Here is an 18,865-nt window from a genome sequence, read left to right on the forward strand (position 1 = left end):
GTCGTTACGCAAACGGATGCCGAATGACGATCGTCTGCTGCCGCTCCGCGCCGGTGGAGATCAGATCGATCGGCGTTTCTACAAACGCTTCAATGCGATCCAGGTATGTGCGCGCCGCGGCTGGCAGTTCGGATAGACGCGTGACGGCCGCGGTGGTCTGGCGCCATCCCGGCAAATCCTCATAGATTGGATTATCCCGCGCGACCGAGAAGCCGCCGTCCCGCTGCGCGTCGCCGGAGCGTTCATAACCCACGCACATGCGCACCGTGTGCAGACCGTCCAGCACATCGAGCTTCGTCACGCACAGCCCGGAGATGCCGTTGATACGAATCGCGCGCTGCATGGCCACGGCATCGAACCAGCCGCAGCGGCGCGGACGTCCGGTGGTGGCGCCGAATTCGTTGCCGCGGCTGGCGAGCACATCGCCGGGCGGCTCCTTAAGCTCGGTAGGGAACGGGCCCGCGCCGACGCGGGTGGTATAAGCCTTGGTTATCCCCAGCACGTAATCCAGATGCCGCGGCCCGACGCCGGCGCCCGTACAGGCGCCGCCCGCGGTCGTATTGGACGACGTAACGAAAGGGTAGGTGCCATGATCGATGTCCAGCATGGTGCCTTGTGCGCCCTCGAACAAAATGCTTTTGCCGCCCACTCGCAAATCATACAGGCGCTGTGACACATCGAGCGTCATGGGTGCGAGCAATCCGGTCAGCGCGAACGTCTCGTCCAGCACGCGCTCGAAGTCCACGGTCGGCGCGTTCAGGTAGTTTTTCAAGACGAAATTATGGAAATCCATCACGTCACGCAGACCGTCCGCGAACCGCTCAGGCTCCACCAGATCGGCGACCCGCATTCCGCGCCGCGCAACCTTGTCTTCGTATGCGGGCCCGATGCCGCGGCCAGTGGTGCCGATCGCGTTGCGGCCACGCGCCTGTTCGCGTGCCTGATCCAGCAATATGTGCGTAGGCAAAATCAGCGGGCAGGCGCTGGAGACAAACAAACGCCCCGCCACCGACACGCCGCGGGCGTCCAGCATGTCGATTTCGTGTTTCAGCGCCTGCGGTGACAGCACGACGCCATTGCCGATCAGGCACTCGACCTCCTCGCGCAGGATGCCCGATGGGATCAGATGCAGAACCGTCTTCTCACCGTCGATAACCAGAGTGTGCCCAGCGTTGTGACCGCCCTGAAACCGGACCACGGCGTGCGCGCGCTCGGTGAGCAGATCGACGACCTTACCCTTGCCCTCGTCGCCCCATTGCGCGCCCAGCAATACGACGCTTCTTCCCATCAGCTTGGTTCTTCCACGATCCAGTTATCGTTCCTTTGTATCAGCATGCGTCCGCACCCCATGGCCCTGGCGTCACCTTGCTGGCCGGCCAGTGCGCAGATCACGCGCTCGCCCGCGGCGCGTAACCGCGCGATTAACGCATGCAGCGCGGGGTCGTCGGACGCGGGCGCGAACACCGCCGATCGGGACGTGGCCGGCGCCCGCCCGCCCAGACCGATCAGTATATTCAGATCGGTGCTGAAACCGGTGGCCGGTCGTGCGCGTCCGAATACCTTGCCAATTTCGTCGTACCGCCCGCCACGCGCAATCTCCTGGCCCTGGCCCGAGGCGAACGCCGCGAACACCACACCGGTGTGGTACTGATAGCCGCGCAGTTCGGCCAGATCGAAATGCAGTTCGATATCCGGTGCGTACCGGCGCAGGCGGGTGGCGGCCTGCGTCAGATAATCGAGCGACGCGTCCACCTCGGCGTCCGTGTCCGCAAACAGTTCGCGCGCATGGGTAAGAACCTCATCTCCGCCATTCAACTCGGTCAGCGCGAGCAATTGATCGCGGGCGCGAGCCGGCAAGCCGACGCTATCCAGATACTGCTCGATCTCGCTCACCGCCTTGCGTTGCAACATCTCGAATAGCGCGAACTCCTGCGCCTCGTTCAGCCCCGCATTGCGCGCGAGATTCCAGTAAATTCCGACGTGTCCCAAGTCCAGATGCACGGCCGGAATACCGGTAATCCGCAAGGTCTCCAGCATTAGCCGGATGATCTCGAGATCGCTGTCCAGTCCCGCGTGACCGTAAAGTTCCGCGCCCACCTGCAGGGGACTGCGCGAGCCGGCGACCCCTTCGGCGCGTGTGCGCAACACCGTGCCGAAGTAGCAAAGCCGCACGGGCACGTCGCGCTTGAGCAGATGCGCATCGATACGCGCCACCTGCGGCGTCATGTCCGGGCGCACACCCATCATGCGCCCGGTGAGCTGGTCGGTCAGCTTGAACGTCAACAGTTCCAGATCGTGGCTGGTGCCGACCAGCAGCGACTCCAGATACTCAATCAGCGGCGGCACCACCAGTTCGTAACCCCAGCCGTGATAAAGATCCAGCAGCGCGCGACGGCAATGCTCCAGGCGTTCGGCCTGCTGCGGCAGCGCCTCTTCGATGCCCTCTGGCAGCAACCAGCGATCCTGAATGCCCATGCAAGAAGCCTGTGGTCGGGTGCCTACGGCCGCGGGCGCAACGGCGCGCAAAATCGCACGGCTAGTGCCTCACGACGTACAACAGGAGCGCGCCCACGAGCATGCAACCCAGCCCGACGGCGCGCAGTACGCGATCGGGCATATTCGCAATCTGTTGCAGCGCCTGGCGCAGACCGCCCGGATTCAGAAATGGCGCCACACCTTCGATGATCAGCACCAGCGCTACCGCCGCCAGAAAATCCTTCCACACGCGGCGCTCGGCTCGCTGCCTATTTGCCCGCAGGCGGGGGTTCAGACTGATTGAAATAGCGGAAAAACTTGCCGCGCGGGTCCAGTATCAGTACGTCGCCGTTGTCATTGAAAGTGGTCATGTAAGCATTGAGGCTGCGATAGAAATTGTAGAACTCCGGATCTCTTTCATAGGCTTGAGCGTATACTTCGGCGGCTGTGGCGTCGCCCGCACCGCGCGTGCGCTGCGCGTCGCGATAGGCTTCGGCGAGAATGACCGTGCGTCTGCGTTCGGCGTTGGCCCGGACTCGCACGCCCTCTTCGCGTCCTTGCGCGCGCAGCTCCTTGGCGACCAGTGCCCGCTCGGTGCGCATACGGTTATATACCGATTCGCTGACCTCCGCCGGCAGATCGATGCGGCTCACGCGCACGTCCACCACCTGCACGCCGTATTGCTGGGAAATCTTGTTGACCTCGGTGCGCACCGCCTGCATGAGTTCGCCGCGCTCGCCGGAGACCGCTTCCTGTATGGTGCGCTGACCGAACGCGTTGCGCATTTCGTCCTTGGTGATCTGCGCGAGGCGATCGTACGCATTGCGCTCGTCCGCACCGAACGAACGATAGAACAGCGCCGTGTCCACGATGCGCCACTTGATGAAGAAATCCACCGTCACGTTCTTTCGCTCTGCGGTCAAGAACCGATCCGGCTCACCGTCAAGACTCAGCACCCGCCCATCGTACTTGACCACGTTGTTGATGAACGGAAATTTGAAATGCAGACCCGGCTCAATGTCCATGCGCTTGATTTCGCCCAAACTGAACAGTATGACCCGCTGCGTTTCGTGCACGGTATATGCCGACAGCGCGAGCACCCCCAGCAACACCGCGACGATGATTCCGATAGCGCGAAAGGTCATGATTAACGCGCCTCCCGGCCGCTCATCAGCGAACGAGGCGGACGGATAGGGCTCTGTTGATTGAAACCGCTACCCGTATCCGGCAAGTTGAAATCCGGAAGTAAGTGCCGGCTGGGCGTCTCCCCGCCTTGCCGCATCAGCTTGTCCAGCGGCAGGTACATGAGATTATTACTGTCTTGCGTGCCCATCAGAACTTTGCTGCTGCTGGATAACACCGACTCCATCGCGCCCAGATACAACCGGTCGCGCGTGACTTCTGGGGAGCGCGCGTATTCCGTCAGCACCTGCGCGAAGCGGTCGGCCTCACCCTGTGCGGACGCGACGACCTGGTCACGATAGGCGATTGCCTGCTGCATGACTTTGGCCGCGGCGCCGCGCGCCTGCGGAATAATCCCATTGGCGTATGACTCCGCCTGGTTGACATAGCGGATGCGGTCTTCCCGCGCCATCACAACATCGGCGAAGGCGGGCTGCACCGGCTCCGGCGGCTGCGCCTGCTGCAGGTTGACGGTGATGACGCTGAGACCCGACTGATACTGATCCAGCATTTGCTGAATGCGGGCGCTGATCGCGTCGGCGACCTCGGCACGCCCTGCGCCCAGCACGTACTCCAGTGTGTTCGCCCCCACCGCTTCACGGGTGGCGGCCTCCATCGCCTGCCGCAGAGTCGTGTCCGGGACGCGCACTTCAAATGCGTAATCGCTGGCTCGCTTGACCCGATACTGAACCGCCACGTCAACCGTGACGATATTCTCATCCTTGGTAAGCATGGACGTCTCGTGCTGCGCGTCACGCACCAGATCGACGGCGACCGTCTCCACGGTCTCGACGGGATACGGAATGTGCCAGTGCGGGCCAGGCCCGGTGGTATTAATGTACTCACCGAAACGAAGCACCAGCCCGCGTTCACCCGCATCGACGATATAGATGCCGGAAAACAGCCACACGACCAGCAGCACCATCGCAACTATCGATGCACCAACCGCCGCGCCCTTGCCGCCACCGCCAGAGCCACTGCCGGCGGCCGCGCTCCCGCCGCCACCGAACAGCCCGTTGAAGCGGGCAGTCAGCTTGCGCAGCAGCTCCTCAAGGTCCGGTGGACCCTGATTTTTGTTGCGATTCCCCCAGGGGTCTTTGCCACCCGGTTCATTCCAAGGCATTCATTTTACTCCGTGTCAGGCAGCCAGGATTTAGTCGGATTATTGTTCTGTGATGGGTATTGACAGCGTTTATCGACACGCAAGCAGCCACAATTGAAACTGGCTGAAAAGAGGCGGCCAGCGCAGGCACACATTCTAGGGGCAGCCTACCGCGCCCGCAAGCAACGGGGAAAGTTAGTTGCGCAACACCGGTGCCGGCAGCCTCTCGCGCCGCGCAAACATTTCGAACTGGCCGCGTGACATCTGGACCTGCAAATGGCTGGCGCCATCGTCGTCGATCTTTTCCTGCAACACGGCGCCCATGGCGAACAACCGCGCCCGTGCGCGGCCCGGCGGCAGATCCAGCCAGCCACGCACCGCTTCGCCGTGCAGTTCCCGGCGCAACAGATCACGCAACTGTCCGGCGCCGGCGCCGCTGGCAGCCGACAACCACACGCGCATCACGCGTTCCTCCGGGCAATGCTCCACGCGCGGCTCGATGCCCAGCAGATCGATCTTGTTATACACGAGCACCTGCGGCGCATCGGCGCCAATTTCGCCCAGCACCCGGTTGACCTGCTCGACCTGGAATTCGCGTTGCGGATCGCTGGCGTCGATCACGTGTATCAACAGATCGGCCTCGCGCGTTTCCTGCAGGGTCGCATGAAACGCGTCGATGAGATCATGCGGAAGCTGCCGCAGAAACCCGACCGTATCGACCAGCACCACGTCGTTGGCATCACCCAATTCCACGCGGCGCAGAGTCGGATCCAACGTCGCGAACAGGCGATCCACCGCCAGTACGCCTGCTCGCGTGAGCTGATTGAACAGGGTCGACTTGCCGGCGTTGGTGTAACCGACCAGTGATACGGTAGTGACCGCAGCCTTCTTGCGGGCGCGGCGGCCTTGATCACGCCGCCTGCGCACCTTCTCCAGACGCTTGTGAATCTGCTTGATGCGGATTCCGATCAGACGACGATCCGTTTCAAGCTGGGTTTCGCCAGGCCCCCGCAGCCCGATGCCGCCGCGCTGACGCTCCAGATGGCTCCAGCCTCGCACCAGGCGGGTTGACATATGGTTGAGTTGCGCCAGCTCGACTTGCAGCTTGCCTTCGAACGAGCGCGCGCGGCGCGCAAAAATGTCAAGTATGAGGCCGGTACGGTCCAGCACCCGGCACCCGCAGACTTTCTCCAGATTGCGTTCCTGGCTGGGACTCAAGGGATGATCGAAAATGGCAAGGCCGGCGCGCGTGGCATGCGCCTGGTCGCGGATTTCCTCGGCCTTGCCGCTGCCGACAAAATATCTGGGATCAGGCGTCTTGCGGGTACCCGTGATTACCGCCGAGGTCTCGACGCCGGTTGAATCCACCAGTTCCCGAAACTCCGTGAAATCTTTTCCGTTCGCGCCTGCGCCGGCCGCACCGAAGTCGATGTGGACAAGCGTGGCGCGCTCACCGCCAATCGAACGTTCAATCAATGGCGCAGCTCACCTCGCGCGGCCCGCGGACCGCGCACAATCTACAATCGACGTCAATCCGACTCGGCCTCCTCGTTGTTATAAGCAATCTTGACCGCCCGGGCGGGCACGATCGTCGAAATGGCGTGCTTGTACACCATCTGGCTCACGCTGTTACGCAGCAAAACCACAAATTGGTCGAACGAGTCGATTTGTCCCTGCAGCTTGATGCCGTTGACGAGATAAATCGATACTGGCACCCGTTCTCTGCGCAATGCGTTGAGGAAGGGTTCTTGTAACGTTTGCCCTTTTGCCATGATCCTACTCCTGTCAAAAATTTGAATAATTATTATGTCACGCTGGACAATCAACCCGCGGATAGTCAAATCTACGCAAATTTTCAACCACAATTTTGCATAATCTGGAAGTATAGCGGTCATTGGGCGCTACTCATACAAGCTGCGAGTCAATAGCCGCAACAATTCGCGCGGGCGACCGGTCCTCAGGGTCGAACCTCCTGGCGTTGGGCTCGGCGCGCAACCACGTCAATTGTCGTTTCGCCAGCCTGTGCCCCGCGGTTCTCGCCGCGATCACCATGTCCCGATAACTGATTGCGCCGTCCAGATACTGCCAGATCTGTCGATACCCCACCGCCCGCAACGCGGGCAGTCCTGGGTGCAGCTCGTCCCGGCGATGCAGGCCTGCGACCTCATCCATTAGCCCTTTCGAAAGCATGCCGTCAAAACGCTCGGTAATCCTTGCGCGCAGCTTTTCACGGTTATCAGGCATCAGTATCAGGCGATTTATGCTGTACTGCAATATTTCCGACCGGGGCCGCGCACAAAGGTCAGTCATCGGCTGGCCGGCGAGTTCGTAAATCTCCAAGGCGCGCTGCACGCGCTGCGGATCGTTGGGATGGATTCGCGCCGCGGCAAGCGGATCGACCTCGCTCAGGCGCGCGTGCAGGGACGCCCAGCCTCGCTCGGCGGCTTGCGCATCGATGCGCGCGCGCACTGCCAAGTTGGCTTCCGGCAGCGCGCTCAAGCCTTCGTAAAGCGCCCGGAAGTACAGCATGGTGCCGCCCACCAGCAGCGGCACTTTGCCGCGCGCGGTAATCTCGGCCATTTCCCGCAACGCATCCGTACGGAAGCGGGCCGCGGAATAGGTCATCTCGGGGTCCAGGATATCGATCAGCCGGTGTGGCGCTATCGACAAGGTGTCCGCATCTGGTTTGGCGGTGCCGATATCCATGCCACGGTAAACCATCGCCGAATCGACGCTGATGATCTCCAGGGGCAGGCGCTGCACAAGCTCGACCGCCAGCCCGGTCTTGCCGCTGGCCGTGGGGCCCATGAGAAATATGGCCGCTGGCAGGCGGGACCCGAGGCCCATTTTATTTATTGTCCGCGCAAGAACAGCTTGTCCAGTTCCCGCAGACCGAGTTGCACCCAGGTCGGACGCCCGTGATTGCACTGGCCGCTGCGCGGGGTTGCCTCCATGTCGCGCAGCAGCCGATTCATTTCCGGCACCGTCAAGTTGCGATGCGCGCGCACGGCGCCGTGACAGGCGACACTGGACATCAGTTCATCGATCGCAAGGCGTATACGATCGCTGCGCGCATGCGCAAGCAGATCGGCCAGTACGTCCCGCACCAGCGGCTCCACATCAACACCAGCCAGCGCGGCAGGCACCTGACGCACGACCAGCGCTTCCACACCCAGCCTGCCCAGATCCAGTCCGAGTTCACGAAACGCGCCGACGTGTTGCTCGGCGGCATCCGCCTCCGCGCGGCTGACATTGACGCAGAGCGGCACCAGCAATGCCTGGGCCTTAATGCCCTCGCCCTCGAACGTCTGCTTCAACTGCTCGTACAGAATGCGCTCGTGCGCGGCGTGCATCGACCAGCACCAGGCCGCTCGTGTTCTGGGCGAGCACAAACACGCCATGCAACTGGGCCAGCGCGTAACCTAGCGGCGGCGCCGGATCCTGAGCATCAACGTGCGGCGGTGGCGCCGGTGAGTGACCGACATTCACGTAACCGTGCGTTGACTCGGCCACATGCAGCGCAAGGTTCGATTGCGATGGCATCTGACGAAACTCCGAGTTCGCGGGGTTTATAGCGTCGGGCGCGCCCCAGGCTTTAGCCGCTCCGGTGGCGGGCGTTTGCTGCGCTGGCCTATCGCCCGGTTGCAACTGCGCGATCGCCCGTTTCAGGGTCGTGAACAGAAAGCCGTGCACGGAGCGGCTATCGCGGAAGCGGATTTCATGCTTGGTCGGATGCACGTTGACATCGACCAGCGCGGGATCGAGGAGCAGATAAAGTACGCAGGCGGGGTGCCGGCCGTTATACAGAACATCGCGGCATATGCCTGACGCACCGCATGCGCCAGCACCTTGTCGCGCACCGCGCGGCCGTTGACGTAAAAATACTGCAAATCGGCCTGCGTGCGGGACGCCGTGGGCAGCCCGAGCCAGCCGTGCAATCGGAAATCCCCGACCTCGTGTTCGACGTACACCGCCTGCTCGACGAAGCGGCCGCCGCATACGTCCGCCAGGCGCTGTTCGCGCGCCGCGGGGTCTGGCGCCGCACGCAAGCGGGAGATGCTCCGCCCGTTGTGCGTGAGGTCCAGCGCCACATCGAAGCGACTCAATGCGATCCTGCGCAACAGCGTATCCGCGTGACCGAATTCGGTACGCACGGTGCGCAGGAACTTGCGGCGCGCGGGTACGTTAAAAAACAGGTCCAGCACTTCGACCGAGGTGCCCGCCGGATGCGCGGTCGGTACGATCGCGCCTTCGGAGTCGTCACCGCGACTGCCAATGCGCCATGCGACGGTGCCGTTCACCGTGCGCGAAGTCAGGGTCAGGCGCGAGACCGAGGCGATACTGGGCAGCGCTTCGCCGCGAAATCCAAGACTGGCGACCGAGGCAAGATCGTCCAGAGTGCCGATCTTGCTGGTGGCGTGACGGCTCAACGCCAGGGTCAATTCGTCTTTGGCAATGCCGCTGCCGTCGTCGGTTACGCGCAGGCGTTTGACCCCGGCCTGCTCCAGCTCGATGGCGATATGCGTGGCGCCCGCGTCCAGACTGTTTTCGAGCAGTTCCTTGAGCACCGAGGCCGGGCGCTCGACAATCTCGCCGGCGGCGATCTGGTTAACCAGTTGCGGCGACAGCCGGCGAATAGACACAGGCGTAGTCACTCTGGCACATCAACACGCCGACAAGCATGATATGCCCCGCGCCGGCATGCAAGCCGCCTGACCCACAACCTGGGCAACGCTCGATTCAGGAATCGTCAGCCTGGGCTCGTCTAGCCTTGCGTCGGCACCGAGATATAAAGCGCGTTACCACCTCTTTGCACCAGCAATGCGATGGAGTCGCCTTCGTGCGAATCCAGCAACGACGTGAACCGCTCGACGTTGCGTACCTGCGCGTTGTTGATGGCGAGCACGATGTCGCCGCGCTGAATGCCGGCCTTGGCCGCCGCCCCCTGCGCGCGCACCACGACGACGCCGCCGTTCACGCCGGCCTGCCGCCGCTGCATGTCGGTAAGCGGGCTCACCACCAGGCCCAGGGCGCCGGAATCCTCTTTTGCGCCGCCGCTGCTTGCCACCTTCCCGCTCTCGAAAGCGCCCACGACCAGCTCGAAAGTCTGGGTCTCGCCCTGGCGCAACACCTCGACTTCGACGTTCTCCCCAGGCTTGGTCGCCGCCACCATGATGGGCAATTCGTTCATGCTCTCGACCGGCTGTCCGTCGTAGGCAAGGATGACGTCGCCCGCGCGAAGCCCGCCCCTGGCGGCCGCGCTATCCTTTTCGATGGCCGCGACCAGCGCGCCGGCCGGCTGCTCCATACCGAACGACTCGGCCAGATCCGGCGTGACCTCCTGGATTTGTACGCCCAGTTTGCCGCGGCTGACCTGGCCTGTGTCACGCAACTGCCCGGCGATATCCATCGCAAGCTGGATGGGGATCGCGAATGACAGTCCCATATAGCCGCCCGTGCGGCTGTAGATCTGCGAATTGATGCCGATGACTTCGCCCTGCATATTGAACAGCGGTCCGCCGGAGTTGCCGGGGTTGAGCGCCACATCCGTCTGCAGGAACGGCACATAGGTGTCGCCCGGCAGCGAGCGCCGCTTGGCGCTGATGATGCCGGCAGTCACCGTATTCTCAAATCCGAACGGCGAGCCGATGGCGACCACCCAGTCGCCGACCTGCGACTTGTCCGCTTTGCCAACCGGCACAACCGGCAAGCCATTGGCGTCAATTTTCAGCAGCGCCACGTCCGTCGGGCGGTCCTGACCAACCACCTCAGCTTCCAGCTCGCGGCCGTCGATAAGCTTGACCGTGATCTCGTCCGCCTCGCCTATTACGTGCGCGTTGGTCAAAACATAGCCATCGTCGCTGATAATGAAGCCGGAGCCGAGCGACTGAGTTTCGAACTCCTGCGGGCCAGGTGGCTGCTGCTGAGGAGCGAAACGGCGGAAAAAGTCATAGAATGGATGATCCTCGTCCAGGCCCGGAAACTGCGGGCCGAAAGGCATCATGGGTTCGCGGCTTACAGTTTGCGTGGTACTGATATTGACCACCGCCGGCCCCTGTTTTTTGACCAGTTCGCGGAAGTTGGGCAATTGAATGTTGACGTCCGATTCCGGCGCCGTGCGTTCGAATCCTTTCTCCGGTTTGGCCGACGATGGCCCGCAGGCGGTAAACACCAGAGGCAGAACAAGCGGAATCAGAAATTTTTTGGCAAGAGATTTTTGTGACATCGATTTATCCTGATACATATTGACGGGTAGTGTTGACGACCGCGAGTGCACACTTTAATGTTCCGGCGGCAGTGTTTCTGGACGACCTTGACGAGTGCAACTGAAATACAACCGAAGCCAGGATAAATGGTTCCGGCGCTCAGGCATTTTCCAAACGCAGTCTGACGATCGATTCGGTAACGAACGAGACACTCGCGGTCGGCGGGAAGTTCCTTAAGGCAGTGGGGACGCCCGGAACAGGCAACGTCATCGCGAACTTCGCTAACACCTGCCTGCTAGTAGTCTGTCAGTGGTCCGAGCCACTGCCAGATCCACAACGTTAACCCGGTCAGCTCCATAATCATGTCAGAGATCGCGCTCTACAGCGTGTTTGCCGCCATCGTCACCATCCTGCTGGCGATTGATCTGTTCGTGGTCCAACGCCATACACACGCGGTTTCCATCAAGGAAGCCGCCATCTGGACGGGCATCTGGATCAGCGTGTCGGTAATATTCGGTCTGTTTATGCCGCAGTTCTACCAGGGCGCCGGCGGCGAGGACATGGTGCTTTATTTCACGGGCTACCTGATCGAGTGGTCGCTGTCGGTCGACAACGTGATGCTGTTTTTGCTGATCTTCCAGACTTTCGCTGTTCCTCCGGAGTTTCAGCATCGCGTGCTCTTCTACGGTGTGCTGGGCGCGATCGTTATGCGCGTAATCGTGATCCTGGCCGGCACTGCACTGGTCGAGGCCTTCGAATGGCTACTCTATGTTTTCGGCGCGTTTCTGCTGTATGTGGCCTGGAAGACCTGGACACACCGCGGCGAACAGGAAAACGTCGCGGACATGCGCCTGATGCGGATCGTCAGGCGCTTCCTGCCAACCACCGAAAATTACCGAGGCGAGCACTTCTTCGTGCGCGAACATGGCCGCCTGCTTGCCACGCCGTTGTTCATGGTGCTGGTGGTGATCAACATCGTCGATCTGATCTTCGCCACCGACTCGATCCCGGCAATCTTCGCGATTACGCGCGACCCGTTCATCGTCATCACGTCCAACATCTTCGCCATCATGGGCCTGCGCTCGCTGTATTTTCTGATCGCGGGCCTCGCCGACCGCCTGCATTATCTGAAAGCCGGACTGGCGGTCATTCTCGCGTTCGTCGGCCTTAAGCTCTTGACCGAGAACATGCATGGCCTCTGGCATCCGAGCCCGCTCGTGAGCCTCGGCATTATCGCGACGATCTTCGCCGTGACGGTGGTGATGAGTCTGATGCGCGAGCCGGATGGCGAAAAATCCTCGTCTCGATCCTGACACATTCCAGCCGTCTGGCGTCATTCCCAGCGAAACCAGAACGAGCCGGCCATCAGCAGCGCCGCACTCATCAAGGTCAGCGTGACGAGTTGCGGCGCCACCGCCGTCAGGCCCGCGCCATCCAGCATGATCGCCCGCGCCGCTGAGGTGACATGGGTCAGCGGAAATATCAGCGCCAGCTGTTTTAACAGCGGGTGCATGCCTTCCAGCGAAAACCACACGCCCGACAAGCCCATCATCGGCCAGCTCACGATGTTCAACAGGCCGCCGGCGAGTTCCTCGCTGGCGGTACGGGCGGCGACCAGCAGACCCAGACTGATCATGCACACCGCACCCATCACGAACACCAGCAACAGCGTCAAATAATTGCCGTACATGGTGAAACCGACCACCAGATGGGTGCCGATGAAGACCAGCACGGTGATGGCGATAATCAGCCATAGCCGCGAGACTACCTGCGCGGTGAGGAACTCGGCGGTCGTGAGTGGTGTCGCCTTGAGGCGCTTGAGGACGCCGTTTTTGCGGTAGCGCACGATCACGTAGCCCACCCCGAACAGCGAACTGAACATCATGTTCATGCCCAGCACCCCGGGAATGAGCCAGTCCACATAGCGCACCGGCCGGCCGCTGATCTGCTGACGTTCAAGGCTGGCTGGCTGCGTGCCGGCCAGCACCCGCTCCAGTATATAACCCCTGGGCGATTTGTCGTTGACCCAGTAACGCCGCGCGTGCGGATCGATCAGCATATCCAGTTGATGCCGCCGCACCTTGGTGATCGCAAGCTCGCGGCTGGCAATCGGGATAAAGTCGATGTGCTCGGTTCTGGTAAAGGCTGCCGCCGCGCTGTCTTGCGTCTTTCCATAAACGCCGACCTTGTACAGGCTGGGCGGCTCGCCTGAAAACGCGAATGCGAAACCGAACACGATCAGCGCCGGCAGTAGGATATTCCATATCAGTGCCGATCGGTCCCTTAAGAATTCGCGATTGCGCGCCGCCAGCACCGCGCGAAAACGCGTGACGCTGATCACGCGCCGGACGCCTGCGCTCACGCGCGCAGCTCAGTGCCGGTCAGTTCCAGAAACAGATCCTCCAGGGTGCGTTCGCGAATCCGCAGGTGCGTGAGCGGCACGTCGCGCTCGATCAGCCGCGTAATGGTGCCATTTACGTCCGGAGTCGCGATCTCGATCACGCCGCGATGACGCACCACCGGCATCTCCAGTCCGTCGCACGCGGGCTCAAAATCCTGGGCGGGCAGTTGCAGAATCACGTCATCGAAATGCGCGGCGAGCAACTGCCGCGGCGTTCCCTGCGCGATGATACGGCCGTGATCCATGATCGCGATCTCGTCGCACAGCACGTAGGCTTCTTCCATGTAATGCGTGGTAAGAACCACGGTCTTGCCGCGCGCCTTGATGCCCTCCACCAGAGCCCAGAAATTGCGCCGCGCCTGCGGGTCCAGGCCGGTAGTTGGCTCGTCCAGAAAGATGATTTCGGGATCGTTGACCAGCGCGATCGCCAACAGCAGACGCTGGCGCTGGCCACCCGACAGCTTGCGCGTATCGCGATCCAGGAATTCCCTTAAGGAACATTGTTCGATCACAGACGCCACCGGCGCGCTCTTACAGTAAAGGCGCGCGAACATTTCGAGGGTTTCGCGAACGGTAATAAAGTCCTGCAACGCGGTGGACTGGAACATGATGCCCGCCTCGTCACGGAAACGCGGTCCCAGCGGCTGGCTTTTGTACAGTGTTTCGCCGCCGGTGGGCGCCGTCACGCCTTCCAGCATTTCCACCGTGGTAGTCTTGCCGGCGCCATTTGGCCCCAGCAGCCCGAAACACAGGCCGGGTTCAATCGCGAAGCTGACGCCATCCACGGCCGTAACGCCGCGATAGTGCTTGATGAGCGCTTTGACTTCCAGCAAAGGAGGCATTGATAAAGCGCTACGGGTAGCAGGCACGCATCAGAGCGGACCGTCCAGTGCGGATTCGAATACCTGGTTCAGTATGGGCTCGCCGGCCTGGTCCAGCACTGGTTTCTCGATTTGCAACCGCGCCCGGCGCCCCCGCATTTCGAGTGTGGCGATCTGGTTGCCGAACCAGGGTTCAGCATGCATCAGCTGCCACTCCAGGATCGGTGGCGGCACGCCGGCCGCGCGGGCCAGCGCCTTGCCGACGGAAGCCACCGGCGCGCTCCAGCCGAACCGCATCGCCCGACGTTCGCTGGCGCCGAGGGCGTTGCGCAGCGGTGAGCACACCGCCTGATAGATGCTGCTTCTGATCGCTTCGCCACGCGGGAAAGACGCCTTGGCGAGATACGCGTGATGCACGTCGCCGGAGAGCAAAATGACGGTGGCCGGCGCATGGCCGCGCGCGCCGCTGGCGATCTCGTGCAGCAGTTCGGTGAGTTGCGTGAAGGAGCGATCGAATGCGCTCCAGTGTTCCAGATCCACCGCCTGGCGCAGTTTTTCGGCCGCGCCCACCGGCCATTTGCCCCACGCGCCGTCGCACACCGCTTCGCTCCAGGCCTCCAGATAATGGATCGCCGGCGCCAGCAACATCGGCAGCGATGCGCCCAGCAGCACATGATCGAAATCGCCGTGCGCATGCTGCGCGATCCAGGCCCACTCGTCCGCGTCGATCATGGCGCGCGGGTCGTCGAGCACCCGCGCGGCGCGCGAGTCCATCATCACCAGGCGCACGCGTCCGAAATCCCGGTAGAAACTCCAGCGGCAGCCACTCGGATAGCGGTCGGCGCGCGCCGCGAACTCACGCAACAGCGAACCGGCGTCATTGCGCGCGTCCCGAACCTGCCGGAACATCTCATCGTCTTTGAGTTCCCGCGGGGAGAGATTGCCCAGATGCTGGTAAATCCAGTACGACATGAAACCGCCCACGATGCGCGACTGCCACCATGGCTGCGCCCGTTTCTCCGCGACCCAGGCTGCCGAAATATTCCAGTCGTCGTTGACGTCGTGATCGTCGAAGATCATCGCGCTGGGCAGGGTGGACAGCAGCCAGCGAATAGTCGGTTCGCCCCAGGTCTCACGGTAGAGCCGCGTATATTCCTCGAAATCCGCGATCTCCTCGCCGGGTGGCAGATCGGTGTCGCGGCGTCCGCGGATGAACTGCCGCGTTTCCGGCGACACTTCGTCGGCGTAAATCTGATCGCCCAGAAACAACAGCGCGTGCGGCCATTGATCCGGCGGCTCGCCTCGCAGACGCAGAGCAAGCGTCCGCAACGCGTCGATGCCACGGCCGCGGGCGTCCTGCTCCCTGAGCAGGGTGAACGGCGGCACCTGCGGCAGTGAGATACGACAGGAGCCGAATACCAGCCGCAGCGACTGATCAGGATGCGGGGTGTAGATGGTGCTGGGCGGAAACCGCGAATCCGGCTCGGGCCATACGGCTTCGCCGTCCAGCAATACTGCGTATTGATAGTTGCGCCCGGGTTCCAGCCCGGTCAGATAAACGATCGCGTAATGGTGGCCCTCGACGTGAAATGTGGGCGCACGGTGGTCGAGTATCTCGACGTCGCAGGCCGCCGAGGTCTCCACCCACACGGTTGCGTCACAGGGGCCGACATAGCGCAGCAGTGGCCCCAGAATCAGCTCTGTCATTGTTTTTTGCGCTTCCCGCGTGCCAGTGAACCATCCAGCCTTGGCCTTGACCCGCCACTATGCTAGCCGGAACGCGTGGCCGCGGAAAGTAAGGGCGCGGCGATATACGGCTCAATGAGGAACAATCCGGATGGCGAACTAGCCAGGGATAGACCACCACCGCCGAAACGCAGGTCACGCGCCTCGTGACGCGGCTAACCGTCGCTGGTTGGTATCAGCAACACCTGTCCGACGCGCAGCACGTCGCCATTCAGCGAATTACGCGCACGCAGCGCGTCGACGTTGACGCTGTAATGCTGGGCGATCGTGGAGAGCGTGTCCCCGTAACGGATGACGTGTCGATCGCGCAGATCGCTGGCGTACAACGTGCCCGGCGGGGAATGATCGCTGAAATATACGCGTAGGCCGTTCAGCATGGCGAGCGCCACCTGCTCCTGATACGCGGACGTGCGCAGGCGCTGCTCCTCCTCGGAATTGGAGATATACGCCGTCTCCACCAGCACAGAAGGAATATCGGGGGACGTCAGCACCGCGAAACCGGCCTGCTCGACGCTGCTGCTGTGTATATCGCCCACCAGCTCCAGTTCGCCCAGGACGTCCTCCGCCAGCGTCATGCTTGCTTCGATGGTCGCGGTCTGCGACAAATCCATGAGCACCCGCGCCAGGGTGTCGTCCTTGTCGTTCAAACGTACACCGCCCATCAGATCCGCGGCGTTTTCGCGCTCGGCCAGCCAGCGCGCGGCCTCGCTGCTGGCCCCGGTGCGCGACAGCACGTAAACGGAACTGCCGCTTGCGTAAGAACTTAGCGCCGCGTCGGCGTGTATTGAGATAAACAGATCTGCCTCGTGTGCGCGGGCACGCGCGATGCGGTCACGCAGCTCCAGGTAAATGTCGCTGTCTCGAATCATCACCGGCCGCATGCCCGGCTCGGCCTGAATCAGCTCCTCTAGACGCCTGGCGATGGACAACACGACGTCCTTTTCGTAGGTTCCGTAGGGTCCTACAGCGCCGGGATCCTCGCCGCCGTGACCGGCATCAATGGCGACCACCACGTCGCGCAGGGACGCGGCATCGTCGTCAGCCACGATTACCGGCGTAGGCGCGGATGTCGGGGGAGGTACAGGTGTCGCGGGTGTCGAGACGTGCGCGCCGGGATGATAGAGGTCCACCACCAGTCGGTGGTCATAGCCGCCGACCGGTGGCAGCAGAAAGCTTTTCAGAGTCGCTGAATTTTGCAGGTCCAGCACCACCCGCAGATCGGTGCCGTCTCGTGCGGCGTGACGAATAGCCAGAATCGCGGACGCGCCCAGCTCCGCATGCTGGGCGAGCTCCGCCAGTTTGGCGTTTTCAAGGTCGATAACCACTCTTTCGGGATCGTGTAGCGAGAACAGACGGTGCTCCACCGGACCGCTGAGATCGAGTACCACACGGGTGCTGTCGCTGCTGTATGAAAGGCGGATATTCTTTACCGCCACGCCCCACTCCGCCCCCAGGGGCGCCGTCACCAGACACAAAATTGCAGCGATGCCGAGGCTGCCGCAGCATAGCAAGCGGCGCAAACACGGGAATATCTCGCCCAAGATCCTTCTCCCTCAAGTAGTTTTAACTACCTAGGCCTATAGTTTGTGGCAAGCATATAACAAAATGCAATAACTAATTATCAGCAATTTTAGGTGCATACACTGCTTTTCTATTAGATTTTATGAGCACTGATGCGAGTTAGGGCGACAACGCCCGCGGGTGTTGACGCATGCAAGGTGACGCGACGGGCATGCGCCTGGCCCTCAACGATAGTGGCAATGGCGACGTCGACATCGGGTCGCGGCAGACGATCCAGCGCCCGTTCAGGCCATTCGACCAGACATATCGCATCGCGGCGAAAGTAATCCCGAAACCCCATGAACTCCAGTTCTTCAGGGTCTGATAGTCTATACAAGTCAAAGTGATAAACATTGACTGCGGTTAACTCGTACGGCTCGACTAGCGTATATGTCGGGCTTTTTACCGCACCATGATGACCCAGCGCGCGCAGAAAACCGCGGGTCAAGGTGGTCTTGCCGGCGCCCAGTGCGCCGCGCAGAAAAAACGACAGGCCCGGCTCGCAGTCCACAGCCAGCCGCGCGCCCAGCGCCTCCATCGCGCTTGCGTCGGGCACTTCGACGATCACGGGTTGAGCAGCGATTGCAAATGGTCGAAGAGATCAGTCGCCAGCAATCCGCGTTCGCCGCGCACGGCAGCGGCGCGGTCGGCCGCGGCCGCGTGCACGCACACACCCAGTTCGGCGGCCCACGGAGCGCTTAAACCTTGCGCCATCAGGCCGGCGATTACACCCCCCAGGACATCGCCCATGCCGCCGCTCGCCATGCCGGGATTGCCGCCCGCGCAAACTGCGATGCGCTCGCCGGATCCGATCAACGTACCGGCGCCTTTCAGCACACAACCGCCGCCATACCGGTCGTGCAGCAGCATTACCGCGGCGTACCGATCCTGCTGAATTGCCTTGGTGCTCATGCCCAACAGTCGCGCCGCCTCGCCCGGATGTGGCGTCAACACCCAATTTTCGCGCCGCAATGGGTCGCTGGCGAGCAGATTGAGACCATCGGCATCAATCACCGCGGGCAAGCCAGCATCCAGTACCGCGCCCAGCATGGCGCGGCTCCAGACGGTCTGCCCCAGACCCGGACCGATCGCCACTACCGTGGCGCGTCTTAGCAACGGCAGAAGATCAGCCGCAGCCTCGATCGCGTGCACCATCAACTCCGGTCGCATGATGTTCACGAACGCGGCGTGCTCCGGCTTTGTGGCCACACTCACCAGCCCGGCGCCCATCCTTGCGGCGGCTTCAGCGGCCATACGGGGCGCACCCGCCATGCCGCGTTCACCACCGATCACCAGCACATGCCCGAAGTGCCCCTTGTGGCTGGTGCGCGATCGCGGCGCCAGCCAGTCGTCGAACCGCGCGCGTTCGACT

At 62.2% G+C, this 18,865-nt stretch carries 16 protein-coding genes and 1 pseudogene; 1 reads left to right on the forward strand and 16 read right to left on the reverse strand.

Annotated features, from left to right (window positions below; all coding sequences use genetic code 11):
* Positions 1 to 4: 4 nt before the first annotated feature.
* From H0V34_09535 to H0V34_09580, 10 genes and pseudogenes are all read right to left on the reverse strand, one after another.
* Complete coding sequence (locus H0V34_09535; GenBank protein MBA2491923.1) at positions 5 to 1,288, reverse strand: adenylosuccinate synthase; 1,284 nt, start codon at positions 1,286 to 1,288, stop codon at positions 5 to 7.
* Entirely contained in the window at positions 1,288 to 2,475 is a 1,188-nt protein-coding gene (locus H0V34_09540) for an ATP phosphoribosyltransferase regulatory subunit (GenBank protein ID MBA2491924.1), read from the reverse strand. The genes H0V34_09535 and H0V34_09540 overlap by 1 nt, the downstream gene beginning before the upstream one ends.
* A 61-nt stretch (positions 2,476 to 2,536) precedes the next feature.
* Complete coding sequence (locus H0V34_09545; GenBank protein ID MBA2491925.1) at positions 2,537 to 2,725, reverse strand: DUF2065 domain-containing protein; 189 nt, start codon at positions 2,723 to 2,725, stop codon at positions 2,537 to 2,539.
* Between the two features lie 19 nt (positions 2,726 to 2,744).
* Complete coding sequence (hflC, locus tag H0V34_09550) at positions 2,745 to 3,620, reverse strand: protease modulator HflC (protein ID MBA2491926.1); 876 nt, start codon at positions 3,618 to 3,620, stop codon at positions 2,745 to 2,747.
* A 2-nt stretch (positions 3,621 to 3,622) separates the two neighbouring features.
* A complete protein-coding gene (hflK, locus tag H0V34_09555) occupies positions 3,623 to 4,780 on the reverse strand; it encodes an FtsH protease activity modulator HflK (GenBank protein ID MBA2491927.1) in 1,158 nt (385 codons plus the stop codon).
* 174 nt (positions 4,781 to 4,954) lie between these two features.
* Positions 4,955 to 6,235, reverse strand: coding sequence for a GTPase HflX (gene hflX, locus H0V34_09560; protein ID MBA2491928.1), 1,281 nt, complete (start codon positions 6,233 to 6,235; stop codon positions 4,955 to 4,957).
* Between the two features lie 53 nt (positions 6,236 to 6,288).
* Complete coding sequence (gene hfq / locus H0V34_09565) at positions 6,289 to 6,531, reverse strand: RNA chaperone Hfq (protein ID MBA2491929.1); 243 nt, start codon at positions 6,529 to 6,531, stop codon at positions 6,289 to 6,291.
* Between the two features lie 133 nt (positions 6,532 to 6,664).
* A complete protein-coding gene (miaA, locus tag H0V34_09570; protein ID MBA2491930.1) occupies positions 6,665 to 7,606 on the reverse strand; it encodes a tRNA (adenosine(37)-N6)-dimethylallyltransferase MiaA in 942 nt (313 codons plus the stop codon).
* A 5-nt stretch (positions 7,607 to 7,611) separates the two neighbouring features.
* A pseudogene (mutL, locus tag H0V34_09575) lies at positions 7,612 to 9,402 on the reverse strand (DNA mismatch repair endonuclease MutL).
* A gap of 122 nt (positions 9,403 to 9,524) precedes the next feature.
* On the reverse strand, positions 9,525 to 10,985 hold the full coding sequence (locus H0V34_09580) for a DegQ family serine endoprotease (GenBank protein MBA2491931.1): 1,461 nt from the start codon (positions 10,983 to 10,985) through the stop codon (positions 9,525 to 9,527).
* 342 nt (positions 10,986 to 11,327) lie between these two features.
* Between H0V34_09580 and H0V34_09585 the strand changes: the two genes are divergently transcribed.
* Entirely contained in the window at positions 11,328 to 12,278 is a 951-nt protein-coding gene (locus H0V34_09585) for a TerC family protein (GenBank protein ID MBA2491932.1), read from the forward strand.
* Positions 12,279 to 12,298: 20 nt separating this feature from the next.
* On the opposite strand, the gene H0V34_09590 is transcribed toward H0V34_09585, so the two are convergent.
* From H0V34_09590 to H0V34_09615, 6 genes are all read right to left on the reverse strand, one after another.
* On the reverse strand, positions 12,299 to 13,303 hold the full coding sequence (locus tag H0V34_09590) for an ABC transporter permease (protein ID MBA2491933.1): 1,005 nt from the start codon (positions 13,301 to 13,303) through the stop codon (positions 12,299 to 12,301).
* A gap of 20 nt (positions 13,304 to 13,323) precedes the next feature.
* Entirely contained in the window at positions 13,324 to 14,208 is an 885-nt protein-coding gene (locus H0V34_09595) for an ABC transporter ATP-binding protein (GenBank protein MBA2491934.1), read from the reverse strand.
* 30 nt (positions 14,209 to 14,238) lie between these two features.
* Positions 14,239 to 15,894 (reverse strand): alkaline phosphatase D family protein, encoded by a 1,656-nt coding sequence (locus tag H0V34_09600; GenBank protein ID MBA2491935.1) that lies wholly within the window; start codon positions 15,892 to 15,894, stop codon positions 14,239 to 14,241.
* A gap of 194 nt (positions 15,895 to 16,088) precedes the next feature.
* Positions 16,089 to 17,477 (reverse strand): N-acetylmuramoyl-L-alanine amidase, encoded by a 1,389-nt coding sequence (locus tag H0V34_09605; protein ID MBA2491936.1) that lies wholly within the window; start codon positions 17,475 to 17,477, stop codon positions 16,089 to 16,091.
* Positions 17,478 to 17,587: 110 nt separating this feature from the next.
* Positions 17,588 to 18,031, reverse strand: coding sequence for a tRNA (adenosine(37)-N6)-threonylcarbamoyltransferase complex ATPase subunit type 1 TsaE (tsaE, locus tag H0V34_09610; GenBank protein MBA2491937.1), 444 nt, complete (start codon positions 18,029 to 18,031; stop codon positions 17,588 to 17,590).
* A gap of 26 nt (positions 18,032 to 18,057) precedes the next feature.
* Positions 18,058 to 18,865: NAD(P)H-hydrate dehydratase (locus H0V34_09615; protein ID MBA2491938.1), on the reverse strand; the 808-nt coding region annotated here is incomplete at its 5' end.

This window comes from Gammaproteobacteria bacterium, assembly GCA_013696315.1.
Classification (GTDB): Bacteria; Pseudomonadota; Gammaproteobacteria; order JACCYU01; family JACCYU01; genus JACCYU01.

Coding starts and splice junctions, on each gene's coding strand:
- H0V34_09595 (MBA2491934.1), bottom strand. CDS start 14,208: ATGCCTCCTTTGCTGGAAGTCAAAGCGCTCATCAAGCACTATCGCGGC.
- hflK (MBA2491927.1), bottom strand. CDS start 4,780: ATGCCTTGGAATGAACCGGGTGGCAAAGACCCCTGGGGGAATCGCAAC.
- H0V34_09600 (MBA2491935.1), bottom strand. CDS start 15,894: ATGACAGAGCTGATTCTGGGGCCACTGCTGCGCTATGTCGGCCCCTGT.
- miaA (MBA2491930.1), bottom strand. CDS start 7,606: ATGGGCCTCGGGTCCCGCCTGCCAGCGGCCATATTTCTCATGGGCCCC.
- tsaE (MBA2491937.1), bottom strand. CDS start 18,031: ATGGAGGCGCTGGGCGCGCGGCTGGCTGTGGACTGCGAGCCGGGCCTG.
- H0V34_09580 (MBA2491931.1), bottom strand. CDS start 10,985: ATGTCACAAAAATCTCTTGCCAAAAAATTTCTGATTCCGCTTGTTCTG.
- hflC (MBA2491926.1), bottom strand. CDS start 3,620: ATGACCTTTCGCGCTATCGGAATCATCGTCGCGGTGTTGCTGGGGGTG.
- H0V34_09540 (MBA2491924.1), bottom strand. CDS start 2,475: ATGGGCATTCAGGATCGCTGGTTGCTGCCAGAGGGCATCGAAGAGGCG.
- H0V34_09585 (MBA2491932.1), top strand. CDS start 11,328: ATGTCAGAGATCGCGCTCTACAGCGTGTTTGCCGCCATCGTCACCATC.
- hfq (MBA2491929.1), bottom strand. CDS start 6,531: ATGGCAAAAGGGCAAACGTTACAAGAACCCTTCCTCAACGCATTGCGC.
- H0V34_09535 (MBA2491923.1), bottom strand. CDS start 1,288: ATGGGAAGAAGCGTCGTATTGCTGGGCGCGCAATGGGGCGACGAGGGC.